Annotated in this window: 17 protein-coding genes; 7 read left to right on the top strand and 10 right to left on the bottom strand. The window is 65.2% G+C overall.

Going from position 1 to position 21,287, the window contains the following annotated elements:
* Window positions 1-26: 26 nt before the first annotated feature.
* The 3 genes from AC25Z0_RS03555 to AC25Z0_RS03545 form a co-directional block, all read right to left on the bottom strand.
* Window positions 27-461: a carboxymuconolactone decarboxylase family protein gene (locus AC25Z0_RS03555; RefSeq protein WP_488132331.1), complete on the bottom strand. Its 435-nt coding sequence runs from the start codon at window positions 459-461 to the stop codon at window positions 27-29.
* Complete coding sequence (locus tag AC25Z0_RS03550; RefSeq protein ID WP_488132330.1) at window positions 458-889, bottom strand: MerR family transcriptional regulator; 432 nt, start codon at window positions 887-889, stop codon at window positions 458-460. Before AC25Z0_RS03550 ends, AC25Z0_RS03555 begins: the two co-directional genes overlap by 4 nt.
* Window positions 890-951: 62 nt before the next feature.
* Window positions 952-1,677, bottom strand: coding sequence for a ComEA family DNA-binding protein (locus tag AC25Z0_RS03545; RefSeq protein ID WP_488132329.1), 726 nt, complete (start codon window positions 1,675-1,677; stop codon window positions 952-954).
* Window positions 1,678-1,943: 266 nt separating this feature from the next.
* Here AC25Z0_RS03545 and AC25Z0_RS03540 point away from each other — a divergent pair, with 266 nt between their 5' ends.
* Entirely contained in the window at window positions 1,944-4,418 is a 2,475-nt protein-coding gene (locus tag AC25Z0_RS03540) for a cell wall-binding repeat-containing protein (RefSeq protein ID WP_488132328.1), read from the top strand.
* Between the two features lie 92 nt (window positions 4,419-4,510).
* Here the strand turns inward: AC25Z0_RS03540 and leuS are convergent, their stop codons facing one another.
* Window positions 4,511-7,096: a leucine--tRNA ligase gene (leuS, locus tag AC25Z0_RS03535; RefSeq protein ID WP_488133107.1), complete on the bottom strand. Its 2,586-nt coding sequence runs from the start codon at window positions 7,094-7,096 to the stop codon at window positions 4,511-4,513.
* A 70-nt stretch (window positions 7,097-7,166) separates the two neighbouring features.
* On the bottom strand, window positions 7,167-8,750 hold the full coding sequence (pabB, locus tag AC25Z0_RS03530; RefSeq protein ID WP_488132327.1) for an aminodeoxychorismate synthase component I: 1,584 nt from the start codon (window positions 8,748-8,750) through the stop codon (window positions 7,167-7,169).
* 46 nt (window positions 8,751-8,796) lie between these two features.
* On the opposite strand from pabB, the gene AC25Z0_RS03525 reads away from it, so the two are divergent.
* Window positions 8,797-9,507, top strand: a complete 711-nt coding sequence (locus AC25Z0_RS03525) for a DedA family protein (protein ID WP_488118873.1) — start codon at window positions 8,797-8,799, stop codon at window positions 9,505-9,507.
* A 171-nt stretch (window positions 9,508-9,678) separates the two neighbouring features.
* On the opposite strand, the gene AC25Z0_RS03520 is transcribed toward AC25Z0_RS03525, so the two are convergent.
* The 4 genes from AC25Z0_RS03520 to AC25Z0_RS03505 all read right to left on the bottom strand — a co-directional run bounded on the left by AC25Z0_RS03520 (window position 9,679) and on the right by AC25Z0_RS03505 (window position 13,451).
* Window positions 9,679-11,223, bottom strand: coding sequence for an amidohydrolase (locus AC25Z0_RS03520; protein ID WP_488132326.1), 1,545 nt, complete (start codon window positions 11,221-11,223; stop codon window positions 9,679-9,681).
* Window positions 11,202-12,239: an Fpg/Nei family DNA glycosylase gene (locus AC25Z0_RS03515; protein WP_488132325.1), complete on the bottom strand. Its 1,038-nt coding sequence runs from the start codon at window positions 12,237-12,239 to the stop codon at window positions 11,202-11,204. The genes AC25Z0_RS03520 and AC25Z0_RS03515 overlap by 22 nt, the downstream gene beginning before the upstream one ends.
* Before the next feature lie 2 nt (window positions 12,240-12,241).
* Complete coding sequence (locus AC25Z0_RS03510; protein ID WP_488118870.1) at window positions 12,242-12,730, bottom strand: ribose-5-phosphate isomerase; 489 nt, start codon at window positions 12,728-12,730, stop codon at window positions 12,242-12,244.
* Between the two features lie 118 nt (window positions 12,731-12,848).
* A complete protein-coding gene (locus AC25Z0_RS03505; protein ID WP_488132324.1) occupies window positions 12,849-13,451 on the bottom strand; it encodes a mycothiol-dependent nitroreductase Rv2466c family protein in 603 nt (200 codons plus the stop codon).
* Between the two features lie 70 nt (window positions 13,452-13,521).
* On the opposite strand from AC25Z0_RS03505, the gene AC25Z0_RS03500 reads away from it, so the two are divergent.
* Complete coding sequence (locus tag AC25Z0_RS03500) at window positions 13,522-15,012, top strand: SDR family NAD(P)-dependent oxidoreductase (RefSeq protein WP_488118868.1); 1,491 nt, start codon at window positions 13,522-13,524, stop codon at window positions 15,010-15,012.
* A 119-nt stretch (window positions 15,013-15,131) separates the two neighbouring features.
* Entirely contained in the window at window positions 15,132-15,353 is a 222-nt protein-coding gene (locus AC25Z0_RS03495) for a hypothetical protein (protein WP_488118867.1), read from the top strand.
* Window positions 15,354-15,382: 29 nt separating this feature from the next.
* On the opposite strand, the gene AC25Z0_RS03490 is transcribed toward AC25Z0_RS03495, so the two are convergent.
* Window positions 15,383-16,369: a DUF2332 domain-containing protein gene (locus AC25Z0_RS03490; RefSeq protein WP_488132323.1), complete on the bottom strand. Its 987-nt coding sequence runs from the start codon at window positions 16,367-16,369 to the stop codon at window positions 15,383-15,385.
* Window positions 16,370-16,606: 237 nt separating this feature from the next.
* Here AC25Z0_RS03490 and pepN point away from each other — a divergent pair, with 237 nt between their 5' ends.
* The 3 genes from pepN (at window position 16,607) to AC25Z0_RS03475 (ending at window position 21,253) form a co-directional block, all read left to right on the top strand.
* The gene (gene pepN / locus AC25Z0_RS03485) at window positions 16,607-19,168 is read left to right on the top strand and encodes an aminopeptidase N (RefSeq protein WP_488132322.1); all 2,562 of its coding nucleotides are present in this window, start codon (window positions 16,607-16,609) and stop codon (window positions 19,166-19,168) included.
* 350 nt (window positions 19,169-19,518) lie between these two features.
* Window positions 19,519-20,829, top strand: a complete 1,311-nt coding sequence (locus AC25Z0_RS03480; protein WP_488132321.1) for a mechanosensitive ion channel family protein — start codon at window positions 19,519-19,521, stop codon at window positions 20,827-20,829.
* Window positions 20,822-21,253: a globin gene (locus tag AC25Z0_RS03475; RefSeq protein WP_488118863.1), complete on the top strand. Its 432-nt coding sequence runs from the start codon at window positions 20,822-20,824 to the stop codon at window positions 21,251-21,253. Before AC25Z0_RS03480 ends, AC25Z0_RS03475 begins: the two co-directional genes overlap by 8 nt.
* The last annotated feature ends 34 nt before the right edge of the window (window positions 21,254-21,287 follow it).

The raw sequence follows: 21,287 nt of genomic DNA, 5'->3' as shown, positions 1-21,287 counted from the left end.
ACAGACCGCTGCGGTTCAGCTCCCTCTCAGTCTGACTCCTGGGATCGAAGCAGGCCGCGTTCGCCGAAGACCTTCTTGGCGACGAAGGTAGCGTTGAGCGCTTTGGGCAAGCCGCAATAGACAGAAGAGTGAAGAAGCGCTTCAACGATTTCATCTGGGCTGAGCCCGACATTGAGCGCTGCGTTGATGTGCACCTCGAGCTGGGGTTCGCATCCGCCGAGCGCAGTGAGCATTCCGATTGTCACCAGTTGACGGTCACGCGGGGCAAGAGCAGGCCGCTCGTACATCTCGCCAAACGCCCACGCCACGACTTGATGACCGAGTTCGGGTGAAATATCCTGCAACGAATCGATGACGTTCTGCCCGGCTGCACCGTCGATTGCCGTCAAGGTTCGCATTCCGCGGGCGAACGCCGCCTCGCGAGAGGTTCGAGATGCTGTCGTGCCGTTGTCTGGGTTCATGATCGGTCTTCTCCCTGTGCGTTCTGCAGTTGCACTGCGTTCTGCAGTTGCTCATAGTGGGCGATCTTCTCGCTGAGGACGAGCGCGTTCTGTTGGAGGGTACGGATGTGGTCGGCAAGCCCGTCCGCATGAGTGCGGAGCATCGCAATACGGTCGGGGATCGACGGATCGCCCGCCGCTCTCAGATGAGCGAAGCGTTTCATTTCTGCGATGGACATTCCGGTCTCGCGCAGGCGCAGTAAGAATTCCAGCCACGCTAGATCTGCGGATGAGTATCGGCGCTGATTGCCCGTCGTCCGTCCGACGCGCTCAATCAAGCCTGCCTTCTCGTAGTAACGCAGCGTGTCTGTCGAAAGTCGAGTGAGCTCCGCGACCTGTGCGATGGTCAGGCTCGCATCATGTCGACCGAGCGTTTCATTTGCTGTCATGCCGCGAGCCTAGGACTTGGAGCGCACTCCAAGTCAAGCCGACCGCGCGTCCACGCCGCGCGTCATAGCGTGACCAGGTCTTTCAACGCCTCAAAGGTCTTGTCGCCGATCCCCGTGATGTTCCGCAGGTCGTCGATGCTGGAGAAGCGGCCGTTGGCATCCCGATAGTCCATGATGCGCTGCGCCATGGCTTCACCGATTCGTGGCAGCGTCTGCAGTTCAGTACTCGTCGCCGTGTTGAGGTTGACCTTGCCACCACTCGCGCCGTCCGCGCCTCCGGCGCCCGCTGCACCCGACCCGCCGGCTCCCCCGGCCGGGCCAGCCACTACTTCCCCAACAGCCGGGACATATAGTTGCTCGCCGTCGGACACCAGGCGGGCGAGGTTGACGCCAGCCGGGTCCGCGTTCCCGGCGAGGCCGCCTGCCGCCGCGATGACGTCGATCACCCGAGCGCCCTCGCCCAGTTCGAAGAGGCCCGGGTTCGCCACCGCACCGAGGATGTGCACAAATACCTGCGGCTGGCCATCGGCATCCATGCGCCCGCCAGCCTTACCAGCCTGACCCGTCGCATCCGTTTCCGTCTGCGCCGTCGACTCGTCGGTCGCCGGCATGATCGTTGAACGATTGTTTTGCGCACCGACGGCAGAGATCACCACTGACGCCGCGAGAGCGACCACCAACACCACGATCGCCGCGCCGATACCCCAGCGCCACCGTGCACCATGACTGGCACCCCGGCCGGGCGCCAGACGGGCGAATGGATCTTCCGGTGCCGCGGGGTGCTCCATTCCAGCAGGCTACGGTCGCCGAACCCGGTCCCCGCGCCGGTCGTCGCGCCTGTGGACTGCCGTCACCGGGGACATTCTGTGGAGGGGCGAGGGCACGCTCCCCGATTGGGGGGTGACCGATTCCTCGCGCCCGCCCGTGCTCCTCAGTACATTCAAGGGGCTCAGTACATTCGAGGGGCACTCACTCATTTAGCCGATGCGGAGTGTGCGTATCGGCGCCGTCGCCGAACCTGCGCACGTCACATGGCTGGTATTCGGGGGAATTCATGCAGAACGACGCATTCACGTCACCGCGGAGGTTAGCAGCAGGCGGAGGGGTTGCCGCGCTCTCGCTGGCGCTGGTTCTCATCGGCACATCGCTTGCTCCAGCTTCGGCCGCGACGCTCGATGTACCCGCCGACTCCCCGGCCGTGGACTCCTCAACATCGGTTGATGTTGAAGGCACAATCGTCATCTACTCCGGCCGCGACCTGACGCCGGGTGCAGGTGCAGAATCCCTACTGCCCGACATCATCAGGCTGCGCACCACAGACGGTCAGTCCGTCTTGATTGACGGCGCACTGACCGATGGCGTCGTCAGCGGCAGCACATTCGTCGGCACCGTGGCGATCCCTGCCAGCGACGCACCGGAGATCGCAGACGCAGTGCGCCTTGAACTTCCCGATGCAGAGCTGAGCGAGGCTCCTGTCGAGAGCACCTCAGACCTCGGCCAGGAGATCCTGGCGGCAGCAGAGAGTCTGGAGACCACTCTCACCGTTACGGCCGGCAGCATTACAGCCCCGCTGGCCGCAGCCCTTGTTGCTCCGCTTGCCCACACCGTCGACGTCGCGATCGTCACCGAGGCCGGCGGAGACATCGTGGTCGCAGACTCCGTCGTCTCCACGCTCCTCCAGACGCTGAGCGGCTATTGGGCGACACAGTCGGCGGGTCAGGTTGCGAGCATTGCAAAGCCACTCCCCATCAAGCGCCTTGTCGATGCAGACGCCTGCGACCCAGACCTCGCGTGGGAGGTGGCCGCAACCGCATTCGGCGACCCCAGCCAGGACAGCTACTTCGCCGACACAGGTCGGCACCTCATGGTGATCGTGCCGGATTCCTGCGCAAACGGAGACGGTATCGGCTGGGGCACGGTCGGAACGCTGAACTCTGGCGGAGTCATCTGGGGCACATATGTCGATTACGCGGCCACAGAGCTCCTGGCTCACGAATTCGGTCACAATCTCGGCTTGAGCCACTCCAACGGCCACTTCTGCCCCGACATGACCGTTGAAGGCGCCAACCAGGGCAACGGCACGTTCTCCAACGGATGCTTCGACGAGGAGTACTTCGACCCGTACGACATCATGGGTGCGACTTTCAGTACGCCGACGCTCTTCAACGCTCAGCTGACGGCGTTGAACGTCACCCAGAAGAGCCTGCTGGGCGCGCTCAGCCCCAGCGAGCTGCCGACGGTGACCAGTGCGGTCGGCACAGGGACGAGCACACAGTCATTCGCGGTGAACCCCGCCTCTGCGAGCTCCGGCGTGCGCGGGCTGCGCGTGATCGATCCACGCACCGGAGAGGCCTACTTCATCGAGTATCGCTCTGGGACCGGGATTGACGCCGGCTCTATCTATGCGTCGCCACAGGCCATTCCGACACTGCACACCGGAGTTCGAGTGCTCCGCCTGCGCGCCGACACCTCGTCGGCGGTGCTGACGGTGCCAAACAGCGCCGGCGTGAACGGTCGCCACTTCGCGCTTCGGGCGTCTGAATCCCTGGCGATGGCATCCGGTGGCCTGTCAATCAGTGTCGCGTCGCTCGGGGCAACCGCGACGGTGACGCTCTCGTTCGGCGCCTGGAAGCCGTCGGTCGATCGGCTTTGGGGCGACGACCGCTACACCACGGCAGTGAGCATTTCGAAGGCCGCATACCCCGGCACCGCGGCTGTCGTCTACATCGCGACGGGTGAGAACTATCCTGACGCACTCGGCGCGGCACCGGCAGCGACGAAGGAGGGCGGCCCACTGCTGCTGGTCCAGCCCGGCAAGCTCCCCGACGTGGTGGCCACCGAGATCCGGCGACTGAAGCCGGGGAGGATCGTCGTGGTCGGTGGACCGAACGCAGTCTCGGACGTCGCGCTGTCCCAGATCAAAGCCCTGGTGCCGAACACGATCCGGCTGTCAGGTGCCGACCGCTTCGAGACCTCGCGACTCGTCGTCGGGCACGCCTTCCCTGGCGCCGTCGGCGCAGCCTACGTTGCCACGGGATTGAACTTCCCCGATGCGCTGTCTGCCTCTGCTGCAGCCGGCACAGCGGGAATTCCCGTCGTCCTCGTTGATGGAGGCGCAGCATCCGTTGACAGCGCCACCACGACCATGCTGGCCGCCCGGAAGATCACCTCACTCACCATCGTCGGCGGCCCGAATGCCGTGTCAGACGGAGTCTCCCGGTCACTGTCTGCCGTTGGGACGGTTGCCCGCATCAGTGGAACCGACAGATTCGACACGTCGCAGAAGCTGAACAAGGCTGCGTTCTCCAGCGCCAAGCAGGTGTATCTCGCCACCGGGCTCGCATTCCCCGACGCCCTTGCCGGTGCGGCACTTGCCGGCGCGCGCAAATCGCCGCTCTACGTTGTGCAGCCGGGCTGCATTCCGCCGGCGATTCGCGCCGACCTGGTGGCGTACAGCACGCCGGCCGTGACGCTGCTCGGTGGCCCCAACGCACTCAGCGAGAACGTCGCAGCGATGAAGGGGTGCTAGGCCGTTCGAGCGGGTGAACGCCCCAACACAAACGCGCCCGCCCGACTGCATGACAGCAGCCGGGCGGGCGCGTTATCGCTGGGAGCGGGTGACTAGGCGGCGGGCGCCGTCACGATACTGACCATGCGGGGCTCCCGCACAATCACCTTCACGATGCTGCGGTCGCCGATAGAGCGGATGACGGATGCCGACTCACGGGCCAGCTTCTCCAGCTCGTCGCCGGAGATCTTCGGGGAAACCTCCAGGCGGTCACGAACCTTGCCGTCAACCTGGACAACTGCGGTCACGGATTCTTCGACGAGCAGGGTCTGGTCTGGCTTCCGCCACGGCACGAGTGCCACCGTCGCCTCGTAGCCGAGGTGCTCCCACATGTCCTCAGCCGCGTACGGCGCGAACAGGTTGAGCGTCATGGCCGTGACCTCAGCGGCTTCGCGCACCGCGGCATCCGCTGCACCTGCACCGGTGTCGATGACCTTGCGGGTCGCGTTGACGAGCTCCATAAGGCGGGCAACCACCACGTTGAACTTGAACGACTCGACGAGGCTCGGTGCGTCAGCGAGGAAGCGGTGGGTGACGCGGCGAAGCGACACATCTCCGGTCTTCCACTCGACGTCTGGAGCGCTCGTCACGTCACGCGCAACGCGCCAAGCGCGAGCGAGGAACTTCGCAGAGCCAACCGGGGACACGTCAGCCCAGTCGATGTCGTCCTCAGGCGGGCCGGCGAACGCCATGGTGAGGCGGATGGCGTCAACACCGTGACGGTCGACTTCCTCGGTGAAGTACACGAGGTTGCCCTTGCTCTTCGACATCTTGGCGCCGTCGAGGATGACCATGCCCTGGTTGAGCAGGGCGGTGAACGGCTCGGTGAAGGAGACGTAGCCGAGGTCGAACAGCACCTTTGTGATGAAGCGCGCGTAGAGCAGGTGCAGGATTGCGTGTTCAACGCCGCCCACGTACTGGTCGACGGGCGCCCACTTCTCGGCTTCCTTCGGGTCGAACGCCTTGGTGTCGTCCGTCGGGTTCAGGAAGCGCAGGAAGTACCACGAGCTGTCGACGAAGGTGTCCATCGTGTCGGCGTCGCGCTTGGCCGGGGTGCCATCGATCGGGTTGGTGACGTTGACCCAGTCGGTCGCGCCACCGAGCGGCGATGTACCCTTCGGCTTGAGGTCGAGACCTTCGGTCGGCGGCAGCAGCACGGGCAGCTGGTCTTCTGGAACCGGAATCTCGGTGCCGTCTTCGCCGTGGATGATCGGGATCGGGGTGCCCCAGTAACGCTGGCGGGAGATCAACCAGTCGCGCAGACGGTAGTTCTTGGCTGCGCGGCCGGTTCCGGCTGCCTCAAGCTGCTCAATGATGCGCTTGATCGCGGTGTTCTTGCTCATGCCGTTGAGCGCGCCTGAGTTGATCAGGCGGCCTTCGCCGGCCAAGGCGATGCCGGTGGATGCCGGGTCGAGCGGCGGCAGTTCTTCGTCGCCGGACAGCATGGCCTCGGTGACAACGGGGATGACCCCGGTGACCGGAGCCAGCGTGTCGACGACGACGCGAACGGGGAGGTCGAACTTACGGGCGAAGTCGAGGTCGCGCTGGTCGTGCGCAGGCACGGCCATGACGGCGCCGTGACCGTAGTCGGCCAGCACGTAGTCTGCGGCCCAGATCGGCAGGCGTTCGCCGTTGACCGGGTTGATGGCATAGCGGCCGAGGAAGACACCGGTCTTCTCACGGTCGGTGGCCTGGCGCTCGATCTCGGTGCTGTTCTGCACCTGGACGAGGTAGCTGGCGAATGCCGTCTTGATCTCGTCTGACGAGTCGGCGACGAGCTCAGCCGCGAGGTCGGCATCCGGTGCAACGACCATGAACGTGGCGCCGTGCAGGGTGTCTGGGCGGGTGGTGAAGACGCTGACGGGCTCGTCGCGGCCTTCGATGACGAAGTCGACGTCGGCTCCGATGGAACGGCCGATCCAGTTGCGCTGCATCTGCAGCACCTTGGTCGGCCAGCTGCCCTCAAGCTGGTTGAGGTCGTCGAGCAGGCGGTCGGCGTAGTCGGTGATCTTGAAGTACCACTGCGTGAGCTTCTTCTTCACGACAACGGCGCCGCTGCGCTCACTCGTGCCGTCGGCCAGCACCTGCTCGTTGGCGAGCACGGTCTGGTCTACCGGGTCCCAGTTGACCCAGCTGTCCTTGCGGTACGCCAGGCCCTTCTTGTACATCTGCAGGAACAGCCACTGGTTCCACTTGTAGTACTCAGGGTCGCTGGTGTGAATCTCTCGCGACCAGTCGAAGGAGGCCGCGTAGAGCTTCATGCTCTTCTTCTGCTGCGCGATGTTGTCGTAGGTCCAGCCGCGCGGGTCGATGCCGCGCTTGATGGCGGCGTTCTCAGCCGGCAGGCCGAAGGAGTCCCAGCCAATGGGGTGCAGCACGTTGAAGCCCTGGTGGCGCCAGTAACGGGCCACGATGTCACCGAGCGCGTAGACCTCTGCGTGGCCCATGTGCAGGTCGCCTGAGGGGTACGGGAACATGTCGAGCACGTACTTGCGCGGGCGGGTGTCGTCTGGGTTGTTCGTATTGAACGGGTCAAGCTCCTCCCAGATCGGCTGCCACTTGGCCTGGATGGCAGCGAAGTCGTAGACCTCTTCGTCGCTCTCAGGTCCGTTCGATGCGGTGTCGTGCTCGTGTGCCACGTGACTCTCATTCAGTGCGGTGATGGGGAAAGCACCCCAATGCAGCGCCAGCGTGGCGCCATCCAAGCTCCTAGGTTACTAAACCCTGACCCAATGCCGCGGCTAAGTCTGATTCGGGTACCCCAAGCACGACCGCCAGGGCTCGCGCCTTCACGAGAGTCTCCTCGATTTCATCGGCTGGATCCGACAGCGCCGTGATTCCCCCGCCCGTGCCAACGGATGCCCCGCGCGGGTCAAGCAGGATGCTGCGAATGACCATGGCCAGGTCTACAGAGCCGTCAACGCCGAGGTAGCCGAAGGCCCCTGCGTACACGCCGCGCGGCCCGGCCTCCAGTTCGTCGAGGATACTCATGGCGCGCATCTTGGGAGCCCCCGTCATAGACCCTGCCGGGAAAGCGGATGCGATGGCATCGAGCGCACTGAGGCCGTCGGCCAGGGTGGCGCTGACCGTGCTCACCAGCTGGTGCACATGTTCATAGCTTTCGACGGCCAGCAGATCAGTGACCTGCACAGACCCGAGCGCGGCAACCCTCCCCAGGTCGTTACGCATCAGATCGACGATCATCAGGTTCTCTGCCCGCTCCTTGTCGCTGGCCAGGAGTTCGGCAGCCAGTCGCGCGTCCTCAGCGGGATTCGCCGACCGCGGCCGGGTGCCCTTGATCGGCTTGGTTCGCATCCGGCCCTCCGGTGTCACCGTGAGGAACTGCTCCGGCGTCGCGCTGAGCAGCGAGTGGTCGCCGAACCTGAGGAGTCCGCCGTGATGGCTCGGACTCCCCCGCCGCAGTGTCAGGTACGCCGCCACCGGGTCTGGGGTGGCATCCACCCGGATTTCGTTGGTCAGGCACAGCTGGTAGGCGTTGCCGGCCCGAATCTCCTCCTGGCAGCGACGGATGAGTTCGGCGTATTCGGTGGCGCTGTGGCGCCAGGCCAGGGTGGGGGTGGGTGTGGATGCCGGTGGCACCGCAGCGTGGGCGTCAGCGGCATCGGCATCGGCATCGGCATCGGCATCGGCATCGGCATTGGCGTTGGCATCGGCTTCAGCATTCGCGGCGCGCAGCTGCGCCGCCGCCCAGGTGACCCAGTCGTCGAGTTCTGCAGGATCCTGCGTCTGTCCGGCATCGACGATCAGGGTGACGGTGCGTGCAGCGTGATCGAAGGCGACAACGCGATCGGCCTGCAGCCAGGCGGCATCCGGAAACCGAGACCGGTGAGCTGGGAGCCCGAGCGTCTTGGCGCCGAGCTCGTAGCCGAACCAGCCCACCCAGCCGAGCGTCAGCCCTGGCATCCGCTCACCCTGCTGCGACGAATGGACTGCTGCAGCGTCCCGGTTGTCCTGGTTGACCGCGTCGACCGCGTCGACACGCGGCAGCTCACGCGCGAGGAACTCGAAGATCGAGCCCTCGTAACGCACATCGGCGACCGTCGGGTCTGCCGGCCGGGTCACGGTGAGGGTTTCGAGGTCAGAAGCAGGGTCGACGGATGCCGTCACCCACCGGGTGCCGCGGCTCGCAGCCCCGAGGTAGCTCATCCCTGTCGTGGCGTTGACGCCTGCGTCGAGCCAGAATGCGTGTCGCGACTGGCCGAAAAGTGCCACGAATGCACGCTCTGGATCGCTCCATTCCCGGAGTGGAATACGTCGAATGGAGGAGGGCACCTGCCCAGCCTAGGGTGCACCGCTCTGACCGTTTAGGCTGAGTCGGATGAATGACATTCTCAGCTGGATTCTCGACACCGTCTCAAGTGTCGATCCAGTGCTGCGCACGGTGCTCGCCGGCGTCGCAATCATGCTCGAGACGTCAATCCTGATTGGCCTGGTCGTCCCTGGGGACACAGTCCTCATCGTGGCAAGCACCGCCGTGGCGAACCCGGTCGAGTACGTCGCGCTCATCGTCGCCGCGATCCTCGGGGCGCTGATCGGTGAGACCATCGGCTTCGCCCTTGGTCGGGCGTTCGGGCCAGTGATCCGACGCAGCTGGTTCGGTCGCAAGATCGGTGAGAAGAACTGGCACAGGGCTGAGAATTACCTGCGTAAGCGCGGCGGCATCGCCGTGTTCATCTCGCGGTTCCTGCCCGTGTTGCACTCACTGATCCCCTTGACCGTTGGTATGAGCCCGATGCGTTATCGCCGGTTCATCGCCTGGACTATTCCGGCGTGCGTGATCTGGGCGATCGCCTACGTGTCTGTGGCATCTGCCGCCGCCGGCAGTTACCGGGAAATGTCGGAGCGCCTGCACTTCGCCGGATACATCTTCGTGGGAATCATCGCGGTTTTCCTGCTGCTCGTCTTCGTCGTGAAGAAGGTGATCTCGCACCGGGAGGAGCGTCACATGGCAGACGCGGCAGCGCCGGTGGAGCCCCTGCAGCCGGCAGAGCCGGAACACGGGACAGACTCGGAGACGCAGCGCGACTAACCACGCCCCCGTTGGTCGAGGAGGCCGCTCACGGCCGTCTCGAGACCCCTCCGCCAGGCCTGCAGAAACCGGTGAGGTGGTCTCGAGACACTCGCTGGCGCTCGCTCCTCGACCAGCGGGATTGTCGCGAATACGCGATGCGCGCCATGAGAGGGCAGCCAGGTGCGGTCGCTACAGCGCGAGGTGCGTGAACCGGCCGTTCAGCATCGTCGCGGCCACCGGCATCCGCCTGAGGTCTGCAACGGATGCCACGAACGGGTCGATCTCGCACACCGTTAGGTCTCCGACATCACCACTGGCAACCGTGTGCCTGCCGCGCGCGCTGGCGGCCAGAGCGGCCTGGCGAGAGATCGCCTGTTCGAGGTGCCACGGCTCGCGGCCGTCCCTGGTGCGGCCGACAGCTGCGGCCATACTCACCCACGGGTCGAGGGGGGCGACGGGAGCATCGGACCCGAGGGCCAATTCGACGCCGGCTGCCCGCAGGCTGGCCAGCATGAATGCGTGGTCGGTGCGCCCAGCCCAGAATCGTTCGGCGACGTCGCGGTCGTCCATGGCGTGCTCCGGCTGCATGCTCGCCACCACGCCGAGCTCTGCGAACCGGGCGATGTCGCGATCGGTGAGCAGCTGGGCGTGTTCGATGCTGCCGCGGCAGCCGACCTCGGCGAATGCATCGAGCGCGAGGCTGTTGGCATGATCGCCGATGGCATGCACGGCAGGGCGGAGGCCGGCGGCATCCGCTTTCCGCATCCACTCGACCAGTTCCTCGTGCGGAACGGTCAACAGCCCGTGTGCGTTCGGCTGGCCGGCAAGGTCGGGATACTCGGCGAAGCAGAACGCCGTGCGCGTGTTGAGCGAGCCGTCGGTGATGACCTTGTACGGCCCGACGGATAGCAGGCCTTGCGTACCGTCAACGATCTGGCCTGTGCGGAGGCCGAGTTCGATCGCGCGATCGAGATCGTGTGTGTAGATGCCGAAGTCAACCCGGAGGTCTGTGGCCCCTGCGGCAATGCGACGCGTCCAGACGTCCAGATTCCAGTCCATCTCCAGGTCGACGATGCCGACGACTCCGCGCGCGGCGGCCTGCCGTGCGGCGTCGGCGGCCCAGACGTCCATCACATCGTCGTCGACCATCCCGATGGCCACCAGCACCGCGAACGCGTCGTCTTCGCGCAACAGTCCCGTCGGGTGGTCCCCGTGGCCGTGCGCGGCCAGCGCCGCCGAGTTCAGCCAGCAGCAATGCAGGTCACCGCTCACCAGTACCACAGGAACCGTGCCGGATGCCGCATCGAGCGTCGCTCGCGACGGCGCGTCTGGCCAGAGCCCGTCTCTGAACCCAAAACCGACCAGGGTCTCCCCCGGCAGCGACCTGCTGAGGCGATGCGCAACAAGGCCTGCAACGCCGAGAGCGGATGCCGCGTGCGACACGTCGAGGCGCCTGAACGTCTGCGCCCACTGCGTGAAGTGCACGTGGTTGTCCCAGAGCCCCGGCACCACGAAACGTCCACCGAGGTCGAGCTCCTCTGCAGAAGCAGAAGCGGAAACATCGCCGCCTGCACCGCTGCCGGCGCGGCCGATGTAACCCATGCGCCCAACGGTGGCCGTGCCATCCGCTGTCTTAAGAATCTCGATATCGACGACATCGTCGCTACCCGGCAGGCGGGCGTCCCGCAGGATCAGGCTCACGGCGCCTCCCGCTACCGCTGGCAATTCGGGCACCAGTAGAGCTTTCTGGCGCCCATGCCTTCCAGCGTGATGTGCACGCCGCAGACACGACACGGCAGCCCCTCGCGCTTGTAGACCCAGTGTCGGTCGGCGCGACTGCCCATCGCCTTCACGTAGTCCTCCGGCGACAGCTGGTCCATGGTCATCATCTGGCCGGTGGTGACGCCGATCTCAAGCAGGTGCGCCCAATCGCGCCACAGTCCCCTGACGATCTCTTCTGGAACGAGCTTGCCGGGCGTGTGCGGATCGACCCTGGCCCGATAGAGCATCTCTGCCCTGTACACATTGCCGATGCCGCTGACCACTGACTGGTCCATCAGCAACAGGCCGATCGGCGTGGCCTTCTTCCGCACGACGGCGGTGAACCTGTCTTCGGCAGCCTTGCTGGAGTCGAGCAGCGGATCGGGTCCGAGCCTCGCCAACACAGCCTCAACATCTTCCGGCTGCAGCACTTCGCACGCCGTCGGACCGCGCAGGTCTGCGCACACGGTGTCGGTCAGCAGCCGCACCCGCACCTGGCCGACCGGCTCAGGCGGGAAGGTGTCGATCTCGCCGGTTTCCTTCTCCTGCTCAGACATCCGCACCCTGGTGCGCCTGGGCGCCCCGATGCTGTGCAGCGAGTTCTCGCCGTCCGCGTCGAAAATGGCAGCGCCAGAATCACCAGCGCCAGCAGCAACACCCTGGGAAGCGGATGCCGCATCCAGCACCGTCCCGCGCTGGTTCGTCTGACCCATTCGGCCGTTCGCAGAGGCGATCGTGGCATCCATCTGGATCTCACCGGCGAAGTCCCAGGCCCCGTAGAGGCCGAGATGCACGCGCAGCCAGAGGCCGTTGTCGAATTCGAGGAACATCTGCTTGCCGACAGCCTTGGCATCGGTCATGACATGACCGTCCAGCTCGGCCGCCCCAGCGGCAAACCTGCCCTGCGGCGACGACAGCGAAACCCGCTTGCCCACAAAGTTGCGGGCGAATTGCCGGGCGATTCGATGAACGGAATGTCCCTCAGGCACGGCTAGTGGTCGATGCCTTTGCCGGCGATGTCGCCGGTGCGTTCGTACTCGGCGAGCTGCGCGATGCGGCGGGCGTGGCGCTCGTCGCCGGAGAATGGCTCTGCGATGAATGCGTCAATGAAGCTGGTGGCCTCCTCGATCGAGTGCTGGCGCGCACCGATCGAAATGACGTTGGCATCGTTGTGCTCGCGGGCCAGCTTCGCGGTGCTGAGGTTCCAGACGAGGGCTGCGCGAACACCGGTCACCTTGTTGGCCGCGATCTGCTCCCCATTGCCAGAGCCACCGAAGACGACGCCGAGCGCCTGGATGCCCGCTGCCTGGTCATTGACGACAGCCTGCGCCGCGTTGATGCAGAACGCCGGGTAATCGTCGAGCGCGTCATAGCTCGTCGGTCCGTGGTCGATCACGTCGTGACCGCCTGCGGTGAGGTGAGAGATGAGGTGCTGGCTGAAATCCAGCCCCGCGTGGTCGGTGGCGATATGGATGCGCATGAAAACAGTCTATTGAGGATGTGCGGGGCCCCGCGCTCGAGGCCCCGCACATGCCACTGGTCAGCTCTCGGTCAGCTGTCGTCGGTCAGCGTCGTCGCTGACGGGCGACCTGGCATCTCTAATTGAAGACTGGTCCTCGGGTTCTGGTGCGCTTGATCTCGAAGAATCCGTCGTAGCTGGCAACGGCCACAACGCCGTCCCACAGTTTGACGGCTTCTTCGCCGGTCGGGGCCGGCGAGATGACAGGGCCGAAGAAGGCGACGCCGTTGACCGAGATCACCGGGGTGCCGACCTCCTGGCCAACACGGTTGATGCCGTCGTTGTGGCTTGCCCGCATCTCAGCATCGAATTCGTCGCTGTCTGCATAGGCGGCCAGGCTCTCCGGCAAACCCGCTTCGGCGAGCGCCGCAGGAATCACCTCGTCCGGGTTTAGGTTGCCACCGGGGTGAATGCGCGTGCCCAGTGCGTCATAGAGCGGCTTGACGACCTCCTGGCCGTGCAGTTCCTTGGCCGCAGTCACCAGGCGGGTGTACTTCAGGGCGCGCGGGAAGAATGCCTTGTATTCGTCGCTCACGTCCTTGTCCTCATTGAGCACGGCCAGGCTCATCACATGCCAGGTGACGTCGAGGTCACGCTGGCGTGCGACCTCATCCACCCACCGGGAGGTCATCCAGGCCCAGGGGCACGACGGGTCAAACCAGAAGTCAACGGAATCAGTCATTCCCCCACCCTAAATGCGCCGCGCGTCCCATCTCGGCAGGCCTTCAGCCTGCTCAGCGTAGAATTCTCTGATGACCTCTGAGCTTTCCTCCCCTGAATCGGCGCCGCGCATTGACCCGAATGATCTTGAGGTCACACTCCGCGTCCTGGCGTCACTCAGCACCATTGACCCAGATGACCCTGACTACACAACAGTTCGCCAGGCCACAGCCAAGATGTTCAAGTCGGTAAAGGTCGTTCGCCGGGCAGAGAAGCGCCACGCCATCGCAGAGGCCGACCGGGACGTCATCGCCGCGACGGCTACAGGCGCCCCCACTCGTATCGACGACGAGACCCGCGGCGCACAGCTCACCCGGGGAACGGATGCCCCCACAGCCGGCGAATTGCTCGTCGCACGCCCCTGCTACATCTGTAAGCAGCGCTACACGCTCGTCGACGCCTTCTACCACCAGCTCTGCCCCAGCTGCGCAACCCTCAGCCACGAAAAGCGCGACGCCCGAACCGACCTCACCGGCAAGCGCGCCCTGCTCACCGGCGGTCGCGCGAAGATCGGCATGTACATTGCGCTTCGCCTCCTGCGCGATGGCGCACACACCACCATCACCACGCGCTTCCCCCGCGACGCTGTGCGCCGCTTTTCCGCCATGCCGGATTCAGCCGACTGGCTGCACCGCCTGCGCGTGGTCGGCATCGACCTCCGCGACCCCGCCCAGGTCATCGGCCTCGCTGACGATGTCGCAGCCCAGGGGCCCCTCGACATCCTGATCAACAACGCTGCGCAGACGGTTCGCCGCTCCGCTGGGTCGTACTCGCCCCTCGTCGAAGCTGAGTCCTCTCCGCTGCCTGACGGCCCGATGCCGGAGATCGTGAGCTTCGGGCACACGAACGACGCGCATCCGCTTGCCCTTGCCGCATCGGTGGCCAGCCACCCGATCCTGGCCGCTGCGGCCATCTCGGGGACCGGCGCACTCACGGCAGACGACCTCACAGCCCTTGCCCTTGCGCCGGGCTCCTCGTCGCTTGAGCGACTCGCGGCCGGAACAGCCATCGATGCCGGTGGCCTCGTGCCAGACCTGCACAAGGAGAACAGCTGGACGGCCAACGTCGAAGACGTCGATCCGCTGGAGATGCTGGAGGTACAGCTCTGCAACACCACAGCGCCGTTCCTCCTCGTGAGCCGCCTGCGTGCCTCGATGGCGTCGTCCAGTGCGCGCCGCACCTACATCGTCAACGTGTCGGCCATGGAAGGCGTCTTCGGTCGCGGCTACAAGGGACCAGGGCACCCGCACACGAACATGGCCAAGGCCGCCGTCAACATGCTCACCCGCACGAGTGCGAAGGAGATGCTGTCAGACGGCATCCTCATGACCAGCGTTGACACCGGCTGGATCACCGACGAGCGCCCCCACCCCACCAAGGTGCGCCTGGCCGAAGAGGGCTTCCACGCCCCCCTCGACCTCGTCGATGGCGCGGCCCGCGTGTACGACCCGATCGTGCGCGGCGAAGCGGGCGAAGATCTCTCAGGCGTCTTCCTCAAGGACTACAAGCCAGGCACCTGGTAGCGCAGCGCGACCCTGCACGCTGGCCCTACCCGCTGGCCTTGCCCGCTACCCCTGCCCTTCATCGGGCGGGGCGCGTATCGTTGAGACTGCACACCAGAGGCCTCAGCCAAGGAGTCGTCATGCCCAACCCATCTGCCCTTCCCTCCGTCGAACGGTGGTGGCCGCACCTCGATATCCCGGCCAAGCAGTGGCTGGTCGCCCATCTCGATGAGCCTGTTCCGGTGCGGATCGTCACGGAGATCACCACGCTGTGTGATGTGGACGCGATCGATGACGACACCATCGTGCTGACACCAGAGGACCAGCACTTCATCTCGACCCAGACCGAGTTCGTCGACTAGCGAGCGTCCCGTCTATTGCTGAGCACCCACTAGCTCAGCAACCAGCGCACCGTCCGACCATGCGGCTGCGTGAAGGCCACGGGCGTGCCATCCTGCGACAGCACGAAGTCGCTCGTCACCGTTGGCAGTTCACGCAGCTGCTCCACGACGCCCGGCACGACCTTCCGCCCCTCGTTGGCCAGCCAGGTCACCGGGAGCCGCGCCATCGTCGCGGCAAATCGCGCCCTGGCCGCATCATCGAGGTAGGCAAGCACCACAGTGTGGAAGACCACGACGGTGGCGCCGCTGGGTGCCTGCCCCACACATTCGTCGATCAACTCGTTCAGGTCGCCCCGCACGATCTGCACCGGCTCTCGCCTGGCCACCTGCACTGCAGCCGCCAGCCTCACCCGACGGTCCTCATGCTCGGGCCAGATGAGGGCGTTCAGCCAGGCGATATCCGCTTCACTGTGCACATCGAGCGGGTTGAGGTCGATTCCGGCACGCCACACCACCTCCGGCAGTTGGTCTGGGAGGGGAACAGGGCCGCTGACCTCGCACTCCAGCAGCACGGGGCTGGGACCGTCTGCAGGATCGATCGTGCGCACCCCGCCCCTGGCATCCCGATAGCGGTAGCTGTATCGGTCGGGGTAGAGGCAGAGACCAGCGGATGCCCCCACCTCGATCAGCGCAAGCGGCCCGGGGAGCCCGGCGAGCGCTGGCAGCAGCGGGGCACACCGCCCTGCCTCATTGGTCTGGGTGGAATGGGACAGGCATGTCTCCTCGACTGCACCCCAGTGCTCGGCGAGCCAGGCCGCGAAGTCCGCGTACCCGCCGGCTTCAGCGCCATGCAGGCGGGCGGCACTGAAAACGAGGTTGGGCTGGCGTTTGGCGGCGGGCAACCGATTGATCAATTCGAGTGTTGCCGGGTCTGACGCGACACCACGCGCCCAGGCTTCGTAGCACTCGCTCATCCCGCGAGCCTCCACCTCCGCGAAGACGCGATACCGCTCTGCTGTCGCGACGCGTGGATCCATGCTGACCTTCATCCGGAGCACCCTCCCTGCCAGCAGAGTAACCCTGCGGGGCGGTGTGCTGCGCTGCGCTCCGCCATGCGGATCATCAGTGCACAGGCGCGTCAGAGTGCAGAGCGCGGAGAGCGAACAACCGGTATCCCTGAGCACCCGTTCTACGCCGTCGATCATGGCTAGGCTTGACACTCGTGCACTGACGCCACGAGCGCTGGTGAGTCGTTGATCGAATTGGAGAAATCGTTGCCCGGAGAAAACCTGACCAGGGTCGAAGCCCAAGAGCGTGCCGCGCTCGTCGCCGTCCAGAATTATGACGTAACCCTTGACCTGACCACCGGGCCTGAGTCGTTCGCCAGCACCACCACGGTGACATTCACCGCCACCCCCGGCGCATCGACCTTCATCGACGCCATCACCAAGACTGTGCACTCAGTCACCCTGAACGGAATTGCACTCGACCCCGCCGTCGTGAGCGATGGCATCCGTATTCAGCTGAACGACCTCGCCGCTGAGAACGTGCTCACCGTCGTCGCCGACGCGCTGTACACGAACACCGGTGAGGGACTGCACCGCTTCGTCGACCCCGTCGACCAGGAGGTCTACCTCTACAGCCAGTTCGAGGTGCCGGACTCGCGTCGCATGTTCGCGGTCTTCGAGCAGCCTGACCTCAAGGCCACCTTCGCATTCACCGTGACCGCACCTGCCGAGTGGGAGGTCGTGTCCAACTCGCCGACCCCCGTGCCCACCGACGCAACACCAACGGCCGACGGCGCAGCTCGCAAGACCTGGGCGTTCGCTCCAACGCACACCATGTCCAGCTACATCACCGCGCTCGTCGCCGGCCCGTACGCCGTGGTTCGCAGTGAGCTCACCTCACGCGATGGCCGCACCATCCCGCTCGGTGTCTTCAGCCGCAAGAGCCTGTCTGAGTTCCTCGACGCCGACTACATCTTCGAGAAGACCCGCCAGGGCTTCGCGTACTTCGAGGAGAAGTTCGACTTCGCGTACCCGTTCGACAAGTACGACCAGCTGTTCGTACCGGAGTTCAACGCCGGAGCCATGGAGAACGCCGGAGCCGTGACGTTCACGGAGACCTACGTCTTCCGCTCCAAGGTGACGGATGCCATCAAGGAACGCCGCGTCGTCACGATCCTGCACGAGCTGGCACACATGTGGTTCGGCGACCTCGTCACCATGAAGTGGTGGAACGACCTGTGGCTGAACGAGTCTTTTGCCGAATGGGCATCGACCATCGCGACGGCTGAGGCCACCGAGTGGACCGAAGCCTGGACCACCTTCGCCTCCATGGAGAAGAGCTGGGCATACAAGCAGGACCAGCTGCCCTCAACCCACCCCATCGTTGCCACGATCAACGACCTGGAAGACGTTCTCGTCAACTTCGACGGCATCACGTACGCCAAGGGTGGCTCCGTCCTGAAGCAGCTCGTCGCCTGGGTCGGCATCGACGCATTCTTCGCCGGTGTAGCCGCGTACTTCAAGAAGCACGCCTGGGGCAACACCGAGCTGTCCGACCTGATGGTCGAGCTCGAGGCTGCCAGCGGACGCGACCTGTCTGAATGGACCAAGCTGTGGCTCGAGACGGCCGGCGTCAACACGCTGCGCCCCGAGATCACCATCGACGACGCCGGAATCATCACCGGTTTCGCCGTACTGCAGACCGCAGCTGCCGACTACCCGACAATCCGCCCGCACCGTCTGGCCATCGGCCTGTACGAGCTGCTCGACGGCAAGCTCGTTCGCACCAACCGCGTCGAGCTTGACGTTGACGGCGAGCGAACGGATGTCGCAGAGCTCGTCGGTCTCGCTCGTCCGGCACTCGTACTCCTCAACGACGACGACCTGGCATACGCCAAGATCCGTCTCGACGAGACGTCGCTGTACGTTGCCATCGAGAACCTTGCCGCTATCGAGAGCCCGCTCGCGCGCTCGCTCGTGTGGGGTTCGGTCTGGGACTCGACCCGCGATGCAGAGACGGCCCCGCGCGACTTCGTTCGCCTGGTGCTGAACAATATCGCCACAGAATCAGAGTCGACGACCCTGCGCACCGTGCTCGGCCAGCTGATCCTGACCGCGACGAGCTACGTGACGCCTGAGCACCGCGACGCGACCGTGACCGAGGTCGGCGATGCGCTTCTCGCGCTGGCACGCGGCGCAGAGGCCGGCAGCGACGCGCAGTTCCAGTTCGTCAAGTTCTTCGCATCCGTTGCCTCAACCCCTTCGCAGCTGGCCGCCGTGTCAGCCCTGCTGAGTGGTGCAGAGAAGCTCGATGGACTCGAGATCGACACCGACCTGGCCTGGGAGCTTCTCATCGCCCTCGTCGCCGGTGGCGTTGCAGGGGCCGCTGAGATCGATGCTGCACTGGCGGCGGACAACACCGCAACCGGTGCGCAGGCGGCGGCGCAGGCTCGTGCCGCGATTCCCACCGCGGAGGGCAAGCTCGCCGCCTGGTCGTCGCTCATCGATGTCGACACCGCGCCGAACACCATCGTGCGTGTCACCGCAGCAGGCTTCCTGCGCGCGAATGACACCGCGTTGCTCTCCCCGTACGTGGAGAAGTACTTCGCAATGGTGCAGACCGTCTGGGAGAACCGCAGCTACTCGATCGCTGAGAAGCTCATCGACGGCCTCTACCCGTCGCCGCTGGTGAACCAGGAGCTCGTCGACGCGACGCGCACCTGGCTCGACGCGAACGCTGCTGAGCCCGCAGCACTCCGCCGCCTGATCGTGGAGAACCTGGCCGGCGTCGAGCGCGCACTGGCGGCACAGGAGCGCGACGCGAAGTAGCACGTAACACCACCCCCACCCCGGTGGTTGAGGAGGCCCGCTAGGGCCGTCTCGAAACCACACACAGGCCAGCCCTCGGACCCCGTCCGGCGGCTGGCCTGTCTGGTTTCACCTGTGTTCTCTGCCCGCCAGGATCCGGCACCGCGCTGCTCACGGCATCCGTCGAGTGTCGCCGTTTGTGCCGAGAGTCGCCGTTACAACGGCGATTCTCGGCCGTAACGGCGATTCTCGGCGAGCGGATGCGCTGCCCTGCCACTCAGCCGACCTCACGCTCCGACCTCACGCCCGAAGTGCTGAGGTCTGATCAGTTCAGCCTTCGCACAAACCACGCTCAGTAGACTGGCGGAGTTATGGACTGGACCTCATTCTGGAAATCTGTCGACGCCTTCTTCGACACACCCGTTCTCGGCCCCCTCGTCAGCATCGTCATCATCGTGGTCATCGCCTTTGCCCTGCGGTGGATACTGCACCTGGCGATCGACCGCGTCGTCAAACAGATCGTGTCCGGCGCCAAGAAGAAGCAGAACGTCCAGGACACCCAATCGCTGTTGGTCTCCCCACTGGCCGCAGTCCGCCTGGTGCAGCGCACACGCACGCTCGGCACGGTGCTCAGCAACATCGTCAACGTCATCCTGCTGGTCGTCACGCTTATTCTGATCGTCAACACAATCGACCCGAGCATCCTGGGTTCACTGGCGCTCCTCACGGCCGCAATCGGTGCCGGTCTCGGTTTCGGCGCCCAGAACATCGTCAAAGACGTCCTGAACGGGCTGTTCATGGTGATGGAGGACCAGGTCGGTGTCGGTGACGTCGTCGACCTCGGACCCGCAACCGGTGTCGTCGAATCCGTGGGTATCCGCATCACGCAGGTGCGCGATGTGAATGGCACGCTCTGGTTCGTTCGGAACGGTGAGATCCTCCGCGTCGGCAACATGTCGCAGGGATGGGCTCGCGTCATCATCGACCTCGCCGTGCCGTACGACTCCGATGTCGACGAGGTGCAGGACGCGATCTCGCGCATCGCCCTTGAGATGGCATCCAGCTCCAAGTGGCGCTCCCGCATCCTCGAACGCCCGGAGGTCTGGGGCCTGGAATCAATCTCGGCTGAGGCGCTGGTCATCCGTCTCGTCGTCAAGACCCGCACGTCTGCCAAGGACGACGTGAGCCGCGAACTGCGCCTCCGGCTCAAGAAGGGGTTGGACGAGCTGGGCATCCAGCTGCCGTCGCTCAATACCGTCGTGCTCAGCGGCTTCGACAATGCCGGCAGCGTCATGGGCGCCAAGCCGCCGCGCACCCGCCCGATTCCCGTCGCCGAAGAGCCTGTCGCCACCGGCAAGAAGGCGCGCGCGAACTCGCGAGCCGCGAAGGCCGCTGCGGTATCCGCTGCCCCTGTAACGCCCCGCGTGGCTGCCACGCCAGCTGTGCCAGCCACCCCTCAGAAGGATGCGCGCAGCATCACCACGATCAAGAACTCCGGCGTGACGCCGGCATCACGATCGACAACGGCTTCGCCCACGACAGCATCGCCCGTGACTCCGCCCAGCACCACGACAGCAAAGCCGAGCACCACAGCCAAGCCGAGCACAGCGCCGCCGAGCACTGCGCCGCCCAGCGATGCAGACCCCTCCACCCCACGAAACACAAAGGCCAGCGATGAGTGAGAAATCCGGAGTTCACCTTCGAGACGGTGAGAACGGCGCGGCCGTCACGCCGAGCTTCTACGAGCAGGTAGGCGGTCGAGCGTTCTTCGAACAGCTCGTCGCTCGCTTCTACGAGGGTGTCGCCGGCGATCCCGTCCTGAAGCCGATGTATCCGGAAGACGACCTCGGGCCGGCGGCTGAGCGCTTCACGATGTTCCTCGAACAGTACTGGGGCGGCCCAGGCACGTACAGCGAACAGCGCGGGCACCCCAGGCTGCGGATGCGTCACCAACCGTTCACGGTGAACCCCGATGCCCGCGACCGCTGGCTCGGACACATGAAGAACGCTCTCGACACGATGGACCTCCCTCCACTGCAACGTGAAGTCTTGTGGGATTATCTCGACAGGGCTGCACACGCCATGTTGAATTCGTTCGAGAGCTAGAGCACCGCAAGCGCGCCGCACCACGCACCACACG

Source organism: Leifsonia sp. Y862 (assembly GCF_057669585.1).
The sequence above is the reverse complement of the archived record's forward strand: the minus strand, read 5'-3'. Positions and strand labels throughout refer to the sequence as shown.